The organism is Enterococcus quebecensis, from assembly GCF_001730365.1.
GTDB lineage: Bacteria > Bacillota > Bacilli > Lactobacillales > Enterococcaceae > Enterococcus_L > Enterococcus_L quebecensis.
In genome coordinates, this window is record NZ_MIKB01000003.1 from 17,720 (window position 1) to 33,657 (window position 15,938).

Sequence of the window (15,938 nt, forward strand, 5' to 3'; positions counted from 1 at the left end):
AATCATGGTCCACTCCTTCTTTTTTCTTCATTACTAATAATAACAAAAAATAGAAAAGAAACAACAATAATAGCTGCTCTTTTCTATTTTTATAAACTATCTTTTAGCATAGCCATTGTAGTCATCAACATGGAGTAGCTTTTTAGCATTTGCTACACGATCGTCTGTTGGTGGTTCAATGCCATCTAATGGATAATCTAAACCTAATTCATCCCACTTGTATTTACCCATTGTATGATAAGGTAGCACTTCTACTTTATCAACATTTTTTAAGGTTTTAATAAAGCTATCTAAACGAATCAGATATTCATCATAATCGCTACGTTCAGGGACTAAAACATGACGAATCCAAACAGGTTTACCAATTTCTGAAAGATATTGAGCCATTTCTAGGATGTTCTCATTCCCTAAAGAAGTCAGTAACTGATGTTGTTCATTGTCAATATGCTTAATATCGAACAATAATAGATCTGTATAGTTCATAAGCTCTTGGAATTGACTAAAAAATGGTTCCTCTCTTGTAAATGGTTTTCCACAAGTATCAATTGTTGTATGTATGCCATTTGCTTTTGCTTTTTTAAATAAGTCAGTTAAAAACTCTAGTTGAAGTAATGGTTCGCCACCACTAACAGTGATCCCGCCTTTTTCGCCCCAATAAGAACGATACTTGGTTGCTTCATCTAATAATTCATCCGTAGTTACTTCACGACCGCCAGAACCAATTTTCCAAGTATCCGGATTATGACAAAACTGACAACGCATACGACAACCTTGCGTAAACACAATAAATCGAACGCCAGGTCCGTCAACCGTTCCAAAATTTTCTGTAGAGTGAATTCTACCAATAACAGGAGTTGTCATTCCTTGTTCCTCATTTCTTGTTGTTTTACTTTAAAATAATTCTTGAGCATCAGAATTTGCTCAGTATTTATTTTAAAAAAGGGATGACGCAAAGTCACCCCTTCAATTTTTGTATATTAGAGTTTATCATGTGATGTTCTAGAAATAACATCTGCTTGTTGTTCAGGTGTTAAGTCACGGAATTTCACGGCATATCCAGATACACGGATTGTTAAGTTCGGATATTTTTCTGGATGAGCTTGTGCATCTAATAATAATTCGTTTGTGAACACGTTAACGTTTAAGTGGTAACCACCTTTATCGAAGTAGCCATCCATTACGTTACGTAAGTTATCAATTCTTGTACCATCATCTTTACCTAAACCATTAGGATTGATTGTTTGTGTATTAGAAATTCCATCTAGTGCACTTGTGTACTCTAATCTAGCTGTTGAGTTAAGTGACGCTAAAAGACCATTCTTCTCACCTAAGAATTTACCATCTTGATAACTTGGGTTAGCACCTGGTGCTAATGGTTTGCCTGCACGACGTCCGTCTGGAGTATTACCAGTTGCTTTACCATAAACAACGTTTGATGTGATTGTTAATAATGATGTTGTTGGTTTAGCATTACGGTACGTATGTTGGCGTCTAATTTGAGTCATGAAGTACTCAAGAATCCAGTTTGCTGTCGCATCCGCTTCTTCGTTATCGTTACCATATGTTGGGAACTCATTTTGAGGAACATAGTCAATTGCTAAACCATCTTCGTCACGGATTACTTGTACGTTACCATGTTTAATAGCCATTACTGAGTCAGCAGCATGTGAAATTCCTGCAATACCAGTAGCAAATGTACGTTGTAAGTTGCTTTCCATGAAGGCTAATTGAGCTGCTTCATAAGAATATTTATCATGCATATAATGGATAACGTTTAAAGTATTTACATACAATTCAGCTAACCAATCCATGATGTCTTTATAGCGATCAATAAACTCGTTGTAGTCTAATGTGTCACCAGTCATAGGACGGAACTTAGGTGCAACTTGCATTTTAGTTTTTTCGTCTACTCCACCATTGATAGCATAAAGAACTGCTTTAGCTAAGTTTGCACGAGCTCCAAAGAATTGCATGTCTTTACCCATAACTGTTGCAGATACACAACATGCGATCGCACAGTCATCTGATCCCCAGTTCGAGCGTAGTAAATCATCATTTTCAAATTGGATAGATGAACTTTGTTTTGCGATTTTAGATGCAAATGTTCTAAATCCTACTGGTAAATGTGAAGAATATAACACTGTCAAGTTTGGCTCTGGTGAAGGACCCATGTTTGTAAGTGTGTGTAAGATACGGAAATCACTCTTAGTTACTAGTGAACGTCCATCTAAGCCCATACCAGCGATTGATAATGTTGCCCAGATTGGGTAACCAGAAAATAGTTGGTTATATTCTGGCGTACGAGCAAATTTAACCATACGTAATTTCATGATTAAGTGATCGATCATTTCTTGCGCTTCAAACTCAGTAATTAAACCAGCTTCTAAATCGCGTTGGATATAGATATCTAAAAAGGCAGAGATACGTCCAATAGACATTGCCGCACCATTTTGTGATTTAATCGCACCTAAATAACCAAAGTACAACCATTGGATCGCTTCTTTCGCATTTTCAGCTGGTAAAGAAATATCGAATCCATATGTTGAAGCCATTTCTTTTAAGTCTGCCATGGCTCTGATTTGTTCAGAAATTTCTTCTCTTAGACGAATAACATCATCAGTCATTACTTTGTTACCAGTATTACTTAGATCTTTTTTCTTCTCAGCGATCAAAAAGTCCATCCCATAAAGTGCAATACGACGATAGTCACCGATGATACGACCACGACCATATGCGTCTGGGAGACCAGTGATAATTTTATTTTTACGAGCTGCTCTCATTTCTGGTGTATAAGCATCAAAAACACCTTGGTTGTGTGTTTTTCTCCACTCAGTAAAGATTTTAGACATTTCATCATCTACTTCGTAACCATTTGAAGTTAAAGAATGGTTTGCCATATTGATTCCGCCAAATGGCATAAACGCTTGTTTCAACGGCACATCTGTTTGTAATCCGACGATTGTTTCTTCTTCTTTGATTAAGTACCCAGGTTCATGAGATGTGATTGTTGCAGGAATGCTGTTATCCATGTCGTACACACCATTTTTTTCATGTTGTACTTCAAATAATTCCTGTAATTTTGTCCATAACTTGTCTGTACTTGGCGCGATTGGTTCTAGGAAAGAATCGTCACCAGTGTATTCAGTATAGTTTCTTTGAATAAAATCACGTGTGTCTACTGATGTTTTCCATTTGTCGCCTTTAAAGCCTTTCCATTGTTCCATTGTGGGCCTCCTTAGTATGCTGAAATCTATTGTAACAGCTTTATGTGATTAGTATAACACACGAACGGTTTTATGCAAGTATTTAATTAATATTATTTGAACTAATTCTAGATATATTTACGATAATGATGTAGAAACCCTTTAAAATAAAGGGTTTCTTGTTTGTGATATCTGTAACTAACTATCGTGATTACAATGTGAAGCATATGAACTCTGTAATACAAAAAGAGCTATCTGTACTAGTACAGATAGCTCTTTTTGTTAATTATATAGAACAGAAGAAAGCGTTATATCGTTTGATCAGTCGGTTTTTCTACTAATTCTGATGTATGCATTTCATGAACTTCCAAAATCTCACCATCTTCTTTTTCATCTAGTATAAATGAACCATTTGATGTTCGATCGTTGATTGGATAGCCCTCAGAATCAATCGTGTATTGTTTGCCATTTTGAGTAGTGACTAATAACTCTAAAGGAGTGCTTTCAGACATAAAGGTTACGCGATGAGGATTCTTTTTCAATTCACGAAGTACCATCAGTCCTCTTTTTGCTCTCCCTAGTTGTGGTAGCTCTTGGGCTAGCATTCGTTTGATACTCCCTCTTTGGGTTAAGATAACGACTGGTGTATCGCCTTCTTCATGTACTAGCAAACCGTTAACAACGTAATCTTGATCTTTTAGATTCATAGCTTTTACTCCCGCTGCTTTTGCACCTACGACAGGTACTTCTTCTAACGGATAACGTAAACCAAAGCCACGATGACTTACTAAAAAGACATCTAAGACTTTTTGTTCGTTTGTCAAATAGACATTTACAATTTCATCTGATTCGGATTTTAGTTTCATGCAATTTGTTGGACGGCTCTTATAGGTTCTCCAAGGTTCAAAGTCAGTCATTTTACTTTGTTTGATCATACCTTCTTTGGTCATGAAAACAAATGTTTTCGTTGGAGAAAGTTCTTTATAGGTATGAACGGCAATAATTGATTCGTCAATTGATAAGTTTAAAATAGTTTGTGAAATATGTTCACCTATTTCTTTCCATCTTAAATCAGGAAGTTCATGGACTGGTCTGTAAATCACATTGGCTTTGTTCGTAATTAATAAAATATGATCCAATGTGTTAACTTCTCCTGTGTAAAGAAGAAAGTCCCCTTCTTTCATCCCGATTTCTTCTGGTTTAGATGCACTATAAGATCGTAAACTACTACGTTTAATGTAGCCTTCATGAGTGACAGTAACAACTACATCCTCTTGAGCAACTAAAACTTTTGTATCGATTTTAATTTCTTGTATTTCATCTTCGATCTGTGTTAGACGAGGATTTCCATATTGTTTTTTAACTTCACGTAATTCTTTTTTCATTACGTTGAATAATTCTTTTTCGTCGTTTAGAATTTTTGTTAATTCTGAAACAAGCTGATTCAACTCTTCTGCTTCTTTTTCAAGTTGAGTGATATCTGTATTGGTTAAACGGTATAATTGCAACGTCACAATAGCTTCCGCTTGTTCTTCAGTAAATGCATAGGCTTTTACTAAGTTCATTTTTGCATCTTTTTTATCTTTACTGCCACGGATTGTTTCGATTACTTTGTCTAAAATCGACAAAGCTTTTATCAATCCAGCAACGATATGCTGACGTTTTTTCGCTTTGTTCAACTCAAACTGACTACGGTTCGTAATAACTTGTTTGCGATGGGCAATGTAGCTGTCTAAAATACGTTTTAGTCCAACTTGTTGCGGCGTCATGTTATCGATGGCTACCATATTAAAGTTATAGTTGATTTGTAATTCAGTGTTCTTGAATAGGTAGTTTAAAATACCTTCTGCGTTTGTGTCTTTTTTTAGCTCGATTGCAATCTGTAATCCTGTACGGTCACTTTCATCACGTACTTCAGCAATACCATCGATTTTTTTATTTAAACGAACTTCATCCATTTTTTTAACTAATGTCGCTTTATTGACTTCATATGGAATTTCAGTGACAACAATCTGCTGTTTGCCACCTTTTAGCGGTTCTATTCTTGTTTTTGAACGAAGAATCACTTTTCCGCGACCTGTTTCATAGGCTTTTTTGATTTCTTCTTTTCCTTGTAAGATACCACCTGTTGGAAAATCAGGTCCTGGAATAAATTCCATCAGTTTATCTAAAGTTGCATTTGGGTGATCAATCAAGTAGATTGTACCATCAATAATTTCGGATAAGTTATGGGTAGGAATTTCAGTTGCGTATCCTGCTGAGATCCCTGTTGACCCATTTACAAGTAAGTTAGGATATTTTGCTGGTAAAACAGTTGGTTCTTTTTCAGTATCATCAAAGTTCCAAACGAAATCGACTGTGTCTTTTTCAATATCCTTCAAAAGTTCTCCGCTTAGTTCAGACAAACGAGCTTCTGTATAACGCATCGCAGCTGGCGGATCACCGTCCATACTTCCGTTATTTCCGTGCATTTCGATTAGAACTTCGCGAAGTTTCCAATCTTGGCTTAAACGAACCATCGCTTCATAAATACTGCTATCACCATGGGGATGATAATTCCCCATGATGTTTCCGACAGATTTAGCGGATTTTCTAAAACTTTTTTCAAAGGTGTTTCCATCTTTATTCATAGAAAATAAAATTCTACGTTGTACAGGTTTTAACCCATCACGAATATCAGGTAGGGCACGTTCTTGAATGATATATTTGGAATATCTTCCAAAACGATCGCCCATTACTTCTTCAAGAGTCAATTCTTGAATATCTTGGCGTTTTTCCAAATTCGTCACTTCCTACTCTAAATCAAATAAACTGATTTCTTCTGCTTCTGCATTCTTACGTTCAGCTTCTTCTCTTTTTTCTTCATCTAATACTTCATTTGAAATAGATGGAGAAATTTCTGTTTCTCCGTCTTTTCTATCTAGAATACTGCCATCTTCTTCTAAAGTGAATTGTACATGGCGTTCAATCCATTTTCTTCTTGGTTCTACTTTATCGCCCATGAGTGTCGTTACACGGCGTTCTGCTTGTGCAGCATCATCTATTCGAACTCGGATCAATGTGCGTGTCTCAGGGTCCATAGTGGTCTCCCACAGCTGATCAGCGTTCATCTCCCCTAATCCTTTGTATCGTTGAAGCATATATCCTTTGCCGACTTGTTCTGTTACAGCAGAGAGTTCTTCATCTGTCCAAGCATATTCTGTTACAGCTTTTTTCCCGATACCTTTTGACACTTTATAAAGAGGCGGCAAAGCAATGTATATTTTGCCAGCTTCGATCAAAGGCTTCATATAGCGATAAAAGAATGTTAGTAGTAAAACTTGAATATGGGCACCATCAGTATCCGCATCGGTCATGATAATGACTTTATCATAATTACAGTCTTCAACTGAAAATTCAGGACCCACACCTGCTCCAATAGTATAGATCATAGTGTTGATTTCTTCGTTTTTCAAGATATCCTGCATTTTAGCTTTTTCAGTATTTAAGACTTTTCCTCGTAAAGGTAAAATCGCTTGGAATTTTCTGTCGCGGCCTTGTTTGGCTGAACCTCCGGCAGAATCTCCTTCGACTAGATATAGTTCGTTCTTTTTAGGATTGCGTGATTGCGCTGGTGTTAATTTACCAGATAAAAGAGATTCACCCTTCTTCCGTTTTTTTCCATTACGACTCTCTTCACGAGCTTTACGAGCTGCTTCACGAGCTTCACGAGCTTTGATTGCTTTGCGTATTAATTGTTGGCTCATTTCGCTGTTTTCTTGTAAATAAAAGCCCATTTGCTCACCAACGACGTTATCAACGGCATTACGAGCGGCAGGAGTTCCTAATTTTTCTTTGGTTTGGCCTTCAAATTGTAACAAGTTTTCAGGAACGCGAATGGATAAAACTGCTGCCAAACCTTCACGGAAGTCACTACCTTCAAGATTTTTGTCTTTTTCTTTTAGTAGTCCAACTTTTCTTGCATATTCGTTGTAGGCTTTAGTCATAGATGACTTCATACCAACTTCGTGTGTACCGCCGTCTTTTGTGCGTACATTATTTACGAAGGAAAGAACGTTCTCTGAATAGCCGTCATTGTACTGATAAGATAGCTCAACTTCAATCCCGTCCTTCTCTCCTGAAAAGTAAACAACGGGCGTTAAGGTGTCTTTTTCTTCATTCAGATAGGTAACAAACTCTTTGATTCCTTCTTCATAATGAAAGATCTCTTCTTTGGGTTCTTCACCTCTAAGATCTGTGATGGCTATTTTCACACCTTTTAGTAAAAAAGCAGATTCTCTTAAGCGTTCAGCTAATGTGCTGTATGAAAAATGTATTGTAGAAAAAATAGTATCATCTGGAAGAAAAATCACAGATGTCCCATTCTTTTTGTTTGTTTTACCAACTTTTTTTAATGTTCCAACAGGTTTTCCACCGTTTTCAAATCGTTGCATGTATTCAAAGCCATCACGAACGATACGAACTTCCAGCCAGCTGGACAATGCATTAACTACACTGGCACCTACACCATGAAGTCCTCCAGATGTTTTGTACCCACCTTGGCCGAATTTTCCTCCTGCGTGAAGAACAGTGAAGATTACTTCTACTGTAGGAATTCCAGATGCATGCATTCCTACGGGCATTCCACGACCAGAATCACTAATTTTAATGCTATTGTCTTTTTGAATTGTTACACTGATTTCATTTCCATATCCGGATAATGCTTCATCGACTGCATTATCAACGATCTCATAGACTAAATGATGTAATCCACGGCTGTCTGTGGAGCCGATATACATTCCTGGTCTTTTTCTTACAGCTTCCAATCCTTCTAAAACCTGGATGGAGGCGTCATTGTACTCATTGTTTACTTTTTTCGCCAAAGAAAAAACTCCTTATACTTGAATTATAGGGCTTTTCGCCACATCATTACAATAATACTCTAAAAGCTCTCAAAAAAAAAGAGCTTTCCTATTCGGTAACTCTTTCTTAAGATTATTTGCATCTATTTAGGCATTTCAGCTAATTCAATTTTAATGCAACGATTCATTATAATAGCATTTCTTCCTGCTTTTTTCAATAGTTCTGCCGCTTCTTCATTTTCCAACCCTAATTGAGCCCAGAATACTTTTGCATCTGTTTCTAAGAAATCTTGAGCAACTTCAGGTAAAAACTCGCTTCGGCGGAAAATATCAACAATATCGATCTGTCCAGGGACATCTTGTAATTGTTCATAAACTTTTTCCCCAAGAATTTCTTGTCCTGCCAGAATTGGGTTCACAGGAATGATCTCATAACCTTTTTCTTGTAAAAGTTTCGCTATTTGATAGCTTGTTCGGTCTTCTTTCCCGCTTAGTCCGACTACTGCAATGCGCTTAGCTTGTCTTAAATAGTCAAAAATTTGTTCTTGTGACGGATTTTCTACAGGCATTTTAGTCATCCTCTCTCATTTTTCTTCTATTTCATTATACAACGAATATTTAATTATTGTTAGCTGTTTCTATTCATGATAAAATAAATGCTAGTTTGAACAGAAAGAGGTTGCTCAATGAAATTTTTTGTGCTATTGGTTATAGCCTACTTATTAGGTTCCATCCCTTCTGGCGTTTGGGTTGGAAAACTTTTTTTTAAAAAAGATCTTCGTCAATTTGGAAGTGGTAATACAGGGACGACAAACACGTTTAGAGTTTTAGGAAAAAAAGCGGGGATTGCTGTTTTGTTTATGGATATTTTAAAGGGTACGTTGGCAACTAGCTTGCCTGCATTATTTTCTTTAGATGTTAATCCGCTAGTTTTTGGAGTCGCTGCTGTACTAGGGCATACATTTCCGGTTTTTGCGAATTTTAAAGGAGGAAAAGCTGTTGCGACAAGTGCAGGGATGATCTTAGCTTATAATCCATCATTTTTCGTTTATTCCGCATTAATTTTTATTATTATGCTATACATTACCAGCATGGTGAGTTTGACTAGTATGATCAGTGCTGTGTTGATTACTCTTTCAACGGTTATTCTCCCCTTTGCAATTCCAGCGATTTTGCCTAAATTTGATTGGTTACTAACAACTATTGCTATAGCTTTGACGATTTTTATTTTTATCCGTCATAAAGATAATATAAAGCGAATCAAAGATGGAACGGAAAGTCGGGTTCCATTTGGTCTAGGTGCTAAAAAAATAATTAAATAGTAAGACAAAAGTCAAGATATGAAGTGAATCATTCATGTCTTGACTTTTTTCATTTATTTGGTTGTAAGTGTATAATGTGTTTTGAAAACATCCGCTGCAGATAGTTTGTTAATGCCTTTTTTATCTACAAGATTACCCGATGCATTTACTTCGTCGGCAATACCGCACCAAGGCTCGATACAAACGAATGGCGCTTCTTGCGGATAAGGAGACCAGATACCTACATAAGGCATATCTGTGTAACTTAAACTAATGCTGTGAGGACTTTCGTCCGTTTCAATAGTAAAAGTATTTCCGCCTTTGGTTTCAAAAATAATTGCGTCGTTTTCGAATAGCTCACGACGTAAATCAAGACTCGTATTGGTTTGACCTAATGTTTTATGTTCAAAATCTGTAAAAGGTCCAACTAAGGGAATTTGAGTTCGAGATTTTTTCGGTGAAAAGCTTAAATAATAATCGTTGAACGTCAAATTTTTCTCTAAAGGAACATTAAATGCCGGATGACCACCTATTGAAAAATACATCTCATTTTTACCAGTATTTTCAACTTGATAAGTGACAACCAGATTTTCTTCTTCTAAGGCATAAGAAAGTATTAATTCAAAATCAAAAGGATACACTTTTTTTGTTTCTTTAGTGCTTTTTAAAGATAATGAAACTAATTCAGAACCATGCTCAATTACTTGAAACAGGCTATCTCTAGCAAAACCATGTTGTCCCATAGGATATGTTTGTTTTTGGTAGGTATACCGGTCGTCTTTTAAACGTCCTACAAACGGAAACAACACTGGTGCACGACGTCCCCAAAAAGTTGGATCACCTTGCCAGATATATTCAATGTCATTCTTCTTTGATTTCAAACTGACTAGTTCAGCACCATCTTCAGCAATTGTTGCAATAAGAAATTCATTTTCAATCTTTAACGTCATTTCAAAGCCTCCTACTTGTTGTCTTTTTCCAATTCTTTAATAAATTGTTTGTTTAAAACTTTCAGATAGGTTCCTTTCATCCCGAGAGATCTAGATTCGATAATCCCAGCTGATTCCAATTTTCTTAATGCATTAACAATTACCGAACGTGTAATACCAATTTCATCTGCAATACTTGAAGCAGTCAATCTGCCTTCTTCTCCATCCAAAGCTTCGAAAATCGCTTGAACGGCTTTTAGTTCGCTGTAAGATAACGTATTAATGGCCATTTGCACAGCTGTTGCACTACGAACATCCGCTTCAATGTTTCTTGATTGTTGATAGAGAATCTGCATACCAACAACTGTTGCGCTGTACTCTGCTAGAACCAAATCTTCATCATTAAATGATTGTTTTACTCTAGCCAAAATAATCGTTCCAAGTCGCTTTCCAGCTCCAAACATGGGTACAATCGTTGTTAAACCAAAAGGATATTTTTCACGTAATTCTACTGGGAAAGCTGTTAAATCACTAGTGATGGAAATATTTGCTTCTGTTTTAATTAAATTATCCACTGCATCTGTATAGCTTTGCGGGAAACGTTTTTCCTCAAACATATGCTTCACACGTGCATTGTTAACATCCAATTTTTCGTTATACCCTAACAAAACTCCTTCGTTGCTAATGATATAGGCATTGCTGTCTAAGACATCCCCCAAAATCATCGCCATTTTGTCATAAGGCAACTCTGCTCTTTGGTCAAATGTATTATTCTGTTGTAATAGTTTGTTTATTTGACGGGTTTTTTCTAATAAAGTAGTCATTTTACTCCTCCTAATTTAAAAATGTATTGTACTTGTTCAGTCTCAATAGAAAAATAAGTCATTGTAAAAAAGCTGTTTTTTGCCTCATTAACCAATATTTTATCGAGAAGTTAGCCGTTGAAACGAGATGATATTAAAGAATATAGCGGCTCAAATCTTCGTTTTGGACAATGCTATTCAGCTTTTCATTCACATAAGCTTCAGTAATTGTGATTTCACCCATTTGCATATCTGGTGCTTCAAATAATAGGTCTTCCAATAAACGTTCCAAAATCGTATGCAAACGTCGGGCACCGATGTTGTCAGTGTCACGATTGACGTTAAAAGCAATATTAGCAATTCTTTCTATGGATTCTTTGGTGAAGATTACATTAACATTTTCTGTTCCTATCAGGGCGATATATTGCTTGATTAATGCATTGTTTGGTTCTGTTAAGATCCGTATAAAGTCTTCCGCTGTTAAATCATCTAGCTCTACACGAATCGGAAAACGTCCTTGTAGTTCAGGAATTAAATCACTCGGTTTAGATAAATGGAAGGCGCCAGAAGCAATAAATAAAATATGATCTGTTTGAATTGAACCATATTTTGTATTGACCTGTGATCCTTCAACAATAGGTAAAATATCTCGTTGTACCCCTTCGCGAGAAACTTCTCCTGAATTTTGTTGGCTTTTTGAAGTGATTTTATCAAATTCATCAATGAAAATGATACCACTGCTTTCAGCTAAACGAATCGCTTCACTATGAATGTCAGCTTCTTTGACGATTTTTGCTGATTCTTCTTTTACTAATAATTCTTGGGCTTCTTTAACTGTTACTGTTCGTTCAACTTTTTTCTTTGGAGACAAAGCACCCAATGTCTCATTTAAATCGATACCCATTTGTTCCATACCGTTATTCATAGCGGGCATCGTTTTCTTAGGTTCTTCTATTTCAATCGTTACTTCACGATTGTTTAACAATCCTTTTTCTAGTTGGTCGAGTATTGACTTACGGTTGACTTTGATTTCCTCAGTTACTTCTTCTTGGGTTTCTTGAGGTTGTTGTGCACTATTGAACATTTGCATCATTTGTTCAAATTGGTTGTTTGATGTTTGTTTTTGTTCTTTTTTGATTCCAGGTACAAGAACTTTTACTAGACGATTATTCGCTTTTTTTAAAGCTTGTGAGTAAACTCGGCTGTATTGTTGTTTTTCAACAATTTGAATCGCATTTTCAACAAGATCTCGCACCATCGATTCTACATCACGGCCAACGTAGCCAACTTCTGTAAATTTGGTAGCTTCAACTTTAACAAAAGGTGCATTGACGATTTTTGCCAAACGTCTAGCAATCTCCGTTTTTCCAACGCCCGTTGGTCCGATCATCAGCATATTTTTTGGAGTTACATCTTGTTGCATTTTTTCTTCCAACTGTAAACGGCGGTATCTGTTTCTTAAAGCTACTGCGACAGATTTTTTTGCAGTTTCCTGTCCGATAATATATTCGTCCAATTCTTTGACGATTTCTCTTGGTGTTTTATTCAATTCATTCATGGTCGCTATCCCCCATCTATAATTCTTCAACTATAATATTATGATTTGTAAAGACACAGATATCTGCAGCGATGTTCAACGCATTTTTAGCGATTTCTTTGGCCGACATCTCCTTGTCTCCGTAGTGTTTCATTGCTCGAGCTGCAGAGAGTGCAAAATTACCACCAGAGCCAATTGCTAAAATACCATCATCTGGTGTGATCACTTCACCTGTACCTGAGACTAGCAACATTTCTTTTTTGTTCATCACGATCAGCATCGCTTCTAATTTTTGCATTGATTGTTGAGTACGCCATTCTTGTGCTAGTTCAACGGCCGCTCGAGTTAAATTACCGTTGTATTCATTTAATTTACCTTCAAATTTTTCTTCTAGTGTAAATGCATCTGCTACACTTCCCGCAAAACCTACAACAACTTCATCATTGTATATTCTGCGTACTTTTTTTGCAGTTCCTTTCATAACAACGGATTCCCCCATCGTTACTTGACCGTCACCGGCCATTGCAAATTTCCCATTTTTTTCAACAGCACAAATCGTTGTTGAATGAAATTGTGATTCAACCATTATAGTTCCTCCTAATTCAAAAGTATAACGAGCTCGTTATACTCCAACAGTAAAAGTCGATTGTGGCGCTTTTTACCACAAGTTATTTTCATCTTTTTCTTGTCGAAGTTAGCTCGTGAAGTTAGATAATGTTAAAAGTAGAGCAGGTTCATTTACTCTTGATCAAAAAACAGGAAAGTATGTTTATGTTTTTTCAACGCTTATTTTGTCTTTTTATCGAGAAGCTGACCTGCAAAATTCGTTGTCTACACTTGTTATGCACGAGGATGAAACGTTCGATAATTTTTTTGTAAGCTTTCTTTTGTTACATGGGCATATATTTGTGTAGTAGATAAGTCAGAGTGACCTAATAATTCTTGAACTGTACGCATGTCCGCACCATTATTAAGTAAATGTGTGGCAAATGTGTGGCGTAACATGTGAGGATGGATATCGCTATTCAACGTACTTTTTTTTATCAACTGGTTTAAAACATACTCGATTCCTGTTGGGGTGATCTGCTCACCATGATGGTTAACAAAAACAAAAGCATGCTCTTGTTGGTATCTTTCCATCAAAACCGCACGTCCATTTTCTAGGTATTCTTTAAGAGCATCTTGGGCAAACGACCCAAAAGGTACATAACGATCTTTATTTCCTTTTCCATGAATAAGTAACACATTTGCAGAAAAATCAATCGACTGTAATGTCAAATTTGTACATTCGCTGACACGGATACCTGTTCCGTAGAGAATTTCCAATAATGCTTGGTTTCTTAACTCTAAAGGTTTCGATCCCTTAGCACTTTCAAATAATGCATCCATTTCCTTTTCATAGAAAAAACGAGGAAGACGTAATTGTTTTTTCTTCATGTGTACGTAGGAAAAAGGGTTTTCTTTGATTACTTCGTTTTTAAGTAAAAACTGGTAAAAGGATCGTAAACTAGCGATTTTTCGGCTAATGGAGTTTCGGCTATATTCTTTATCATAAAGAGTACTCAAATAAGTTCGGATATCTAGGTGATCTACACTTAAATAATCCATATCACCAGAATCTTCTAAAAATTTAAAAAAGTTGAGAATATCTTCTTCATAGGCAATTTTAGTTTTTTCAGAATAACCACGTTCAAGGATCAAATATTGTAAAAACAACTCTGGCCAGTTTCTTTCCTGCATAGAAGTTCCCCTCCAATAAATTACAAAGTAACTTTAGCATAACCATTTTCAAAAAACAAATGAATTGTCAGAATTTAATTAATATTTTCAAATTAGGTAACAATTTATTCAAATTTGATTGTAAAGATTGCTCAATTATAAGGAAAATTTAATCTATGAACAAAAAAACCAAAACAAAAATATTGTTTTGGTCGTCTATTTATTTATCTTGTTCGACTAAATTAAGTTCTTTACTAGCTTTTGCCAATGTAGTCAATGCTCTATCGGCAATGGCTTCGTAGCGTTCTTTTTTATCACGAATTCTTTCAGGCAATTCAGGGAATAAACCAAAGTTAGCATTCATTGGTTGGAAATGTTTGCCTTCTGCATGAGTAATATAATACGCCATACTACCTAATGCTGTTTCTCTTGGTAAAACAATAGGTTCTTGGGCTTTAGCTAAACGAGCAGCATTGATACCTGCTAACAAACCGCTAGCAGCACTTTCTACATATCCTTCGACACCTGTCATTTGTCCAGCAAAGAATAAGTTCTCTCTTTTTTGCGATTGATATGTTGGTTTCAATAATTCTGGTGAATTCATAAAGCTGTTGCGGTGCATAACACCATAACGAACAAATTCAGCATTTTCTAAACCTGGAATCATTTGGAAAACACGTTTTTGTTCTCCCCATTTTAGGTGTGTTTGAAAGCCTACTAGATTATATAAAGATGCTGCGGCATTATCTTGACGTAATTGGATCACGGCATATGGTCGTTTTCCAGTCTTAGGATCTTCCAATCCTACTGGTTTTAATGGACCAAATAACATTGTTTTGATTCCGCGTTTGGCCATCACTTCAATTGGCATACAGCCTTCAAAAAACTTCTCTTTTTCAAACGTTTTTAATGGCACAACTTCAGCCGAGATCAAGGCTTCATAAAATGCATTGAATTCTTCTTCTGTCATCGGACAGTTTAAGTAAGCAGCCTCCCCTTTATCATAACGAGACTTCAAGTAAACTTTATCCATATCAATGGTTGATTTATCTACGATTGGTGCTGCAGCATCATAAAAATAAAAACCATCTGAACCATTAAACTCTTTGATTTGTTCAGCCAAAGATTCAGAAGTCAATGGACCTGTCGCAATAATGACGATGCCTTCAGGGATTGCAGTGATTTCTTCATTTTTAACTGTAATTAAGGGATGATTCTTTATTCTATCTGTGATTTCTTGTGAAAATGTATCACGATCCACCGCTAAAGCACCACCTGCAGGTACAGCAGTCTTATCAGCGCTGCTGATAATGATTGAATCTAAACGGCGCATTTCTTCTTTCAGTACACCAACTGCATTGGTTAAGTTATTCCCTCTTAAAGAGTTTGAACAAACTAACTCAGCAAAATTTTCTGTTTGATGCGCAGGTGTATTTTTTACTGGACGCATTTCGTAAAGTGTAACTGGCACTCCTGCTTGTGCCACTTGCCATGCTGCTTCACTGCCGGCTAATCCAGCGCCGATAACTGTTACAGAAGTAGTCATATATTTCCTCTTTTCTTCAAAAAACCAACGGGAAGAACCGTTGGTTTTTAATTTTTCTT

Annotated in this window: 12 protein-coding genes; 1 reads left to right on the top strand and 11 read right to left on the bottom strand. The window is 36.3% G+C overall.

Going from position 1 to position 15,938, the window contains the following annotated elements:
- Positions 1-96: 96 nt before the first annotated feature.
- The 5 genes from pflA to BCR23_RS03435 form a co-directional block, all read right to left on the bottom strand.
- The gene (gene pflA / locus BCR23_RS03415) at positions 97-861 is read right to left on the bottom strand and encodes a pyruvate formate-lyase-activating protein (protein WP_069634103.1); all 765 of its coding nucleotides are present in this window, start codon (positions 859-861) and stop codon (positions 97-99) included.
- Between the two features lie 116 nt (positions 862-977).
- Entirely contained in the window at positions 978-3,224 is a 2,247-nt protein-coding gene (gene pflB, locus BCR23_RS03420; protein WP_069634104.1) for a formate C-acetyltransferase, read from the bottom strand.
- A 287-nt stretch (positions 3,225-3,511) separates the two neighbouring features.
- Positions 3,512-5,983: a DNA topoisomerase IV subunit A gene (parC, locus tag BCR23_RS03425; protein WP_069634105.1), complete on the bottom strand. Its 2,472-nt coding sequence runs from the start codon at positions 5,981-5,983 to the stop codon at positions 3,512-3,514.
- Between the two features lie 12 nt (positions 5,984-5,995).
- Entirely contained in the window at positions 5,996-8,065 is a 2,070-nt protein-coding gene (parE, locus tag BCR23_RS03430) for a DNA topoisomerase IV subunit B (protein ID WP_069634106.1), read from the bottom strand.
- A gap of 122 nt (positions 8,066-8,187) precedes the next feature.
- On the bottom strand, positions 8,188-8,613 hold the full coding sequence (locus BCR23_RS03435; RefSeq protein WP_069634107.1) for a CoA-binding protein: 426 nt from the start codon (positions 8,611-8,613) through the stop codon (positions 8,188-8,190).
- A 117-nt stretch (positions 8,614-8,730) separates the two neighbouring features.
- On the opposite strand from BCR23_RS03435, the gene plsY reads away from it, so the two are divergent.
- Entirely contained in the window at positions 8,731-9,366 is a 636-nt protein-coding gene (gene plsY, locus BCR23_RS03440) for a glycerol-3-phosphate 1-O-acyltransferase PlsY (RefSeq protein WP_069634108.1), read from the top strand.
- 53 nt (positions 9,367-9,419) lie between these two features.
- On the opposite strand, the gene BCR23_RS03445 is transcribed toward plsY, so the two are convergent.
- The 6 genes from BCR23_RS03445 to trmFO form a co-directional block, all read right to left on the bottom strand.
- Positions 9,420-10,295 carry an aldose 1-epimerase family protein gene (locus BCR23_RS03445; protein ID WP_069634109.1) on the bottom strand — a complete coding sequence of 292 codons (876 nt, stop codon included), beginning with the start codon at positions 10,293-10,295 and terminating at the stop codon, positions 9,420-9,422.
- Positions 10,296-10,306: 11 nt separating this feature from the next.
- Positions 10,307-11,098, bottom strand: coding sequence for a GTP-sensing pleiotropic transcriptional regulator CodY (gene codY / locus BCR23_RS03450; protein WP_069634110.1), 792 nt, complete (start codon positions 11,096-11,098; stop codon positions 10,307-10,309).
- A gap of 133 nt (positions 11,099-11,231) precedes the next feature.
- The gene (hslU, locus tag BCR23_RS03455; RefSeq protein ID WP_069634111.1) at positions 11,232-12,635 is read right to left on the bottom strand and encodes an ATP-dependent protease ATPase subunit HslU; all 1,404 of its coding nucleotides are present in this window, start codon (positions 12,633-12,635) and stop codon (positions 11,232-11,234) included.
- Positions 12,636-12,651: 16 nt separating this feature from the next.
- Positions 12,652-13,200 carry an HslVU peptidase proteolytic subunit gene (gene hslV / locus BCR23_RS03460; protein WP_069634112.1) on the bottom strand — a complete coding sequence of 183 codons (549 nt, stop codon included), beginning with the start codon at positions 13,198-13,200 and terminating at the stop codon, positions 12,652-12,654.
- Between the two features lie 254 nt (positions 13,201-13,454).
- Complete coding sequence (gene xerC, locus BCR23_RS03465; protein WP_069634113.1) at positions 13,455-14,354, bottom strand: tyrosine recombinase XerC; 900 nt, start codon at positions 14,352-14,354, stop codon at positions 13,455-13,457.
- A gap of 199 nt (positions 14,355-14,553) precedes the next feature.
- Positions 14,554-15,879, bottom strand: coding sequence for an FADH(2)-oxidizing methylenetetrahydrofolate--tRNA-(uracil(54)-C(5))-methyltransferase TrmFO (trmFO, locus tag BCR23_RS03470; protein WP_069634114.1), 1,326 nt, complete (start codon positions 15,877-15,879; stop codon positions 14,554-14,556).
- Positions 15,880-15,938: the final 59 nt, after the last annotated feature.

Bases quoted from the DNA above. Each gene is read 5' to 3' on its own strand.
- pflA (WP_069634103.1), bottom strand. From the start codon at position 861: ATGACAACTCCTGTTATTGGTAGAATTCACTCTACAGAAAATTTTGGA.
- pflB (WP_069634104.1), bottom strand. From the start codon at position 3,224: ATGGAACAATGGAAAGGCTTTAAAGGCGACAAATGGAAAACATCAGTA.
- BCR23_RS03435 (WP_069634107.1), bottom strand. From the start codon at position 8,613: ATGCCTGTAGAAAATCCGTCACAAGAACAAATTTTTGACTATTTAAGA.
- plsY (WP_069634108.1), top strand. From the start codon at position 8,731: ATGAAATTTTTTGTGCTATTGGTTATAGCCTACTTATTAGGTTCCATC.
- BCR23_RS03445 (WP_069634109.1), bottom strand. From the start codon at position 10,295: ATGACGTTAAAGATTGAAAATGAATTTCTTATTGCAACAATTGCTGAA.
- codY (WP_069634110.1), bottom strand. From the start codon at position 11,098: ATGACTACTTTATTAGAAAAAACCCGTCAAATAAACAAACTATTACAA.
- hslU (WP_069634111.1), bottom strand. From the start codon at position 12,635: ATGAATGAATTGAATAAAACACCAAGAGAAATCGTCAAAGAATTGGAC.
- hslV (WP_069634112.1), bottom strand. From the start codon at position 13,200: ATGGTTGAATCACAATTTCATTCAACAACGATTTGTGCTGTTGAAAAA.
- xerC (WP_069634113.1), bottom strand. From the start codon at position 14,354: ATGCAGGAAAGAAACTGGCCAGAGTTGTTTTTACAATATTTGATCCTT.
- trmFO (WP_069634114.1), bottom strand. From the start codon at position 15,879: ATGACTACTTCTGTAACAGTTATCGGCGCTGGATTAGCCGGCAGTGAA.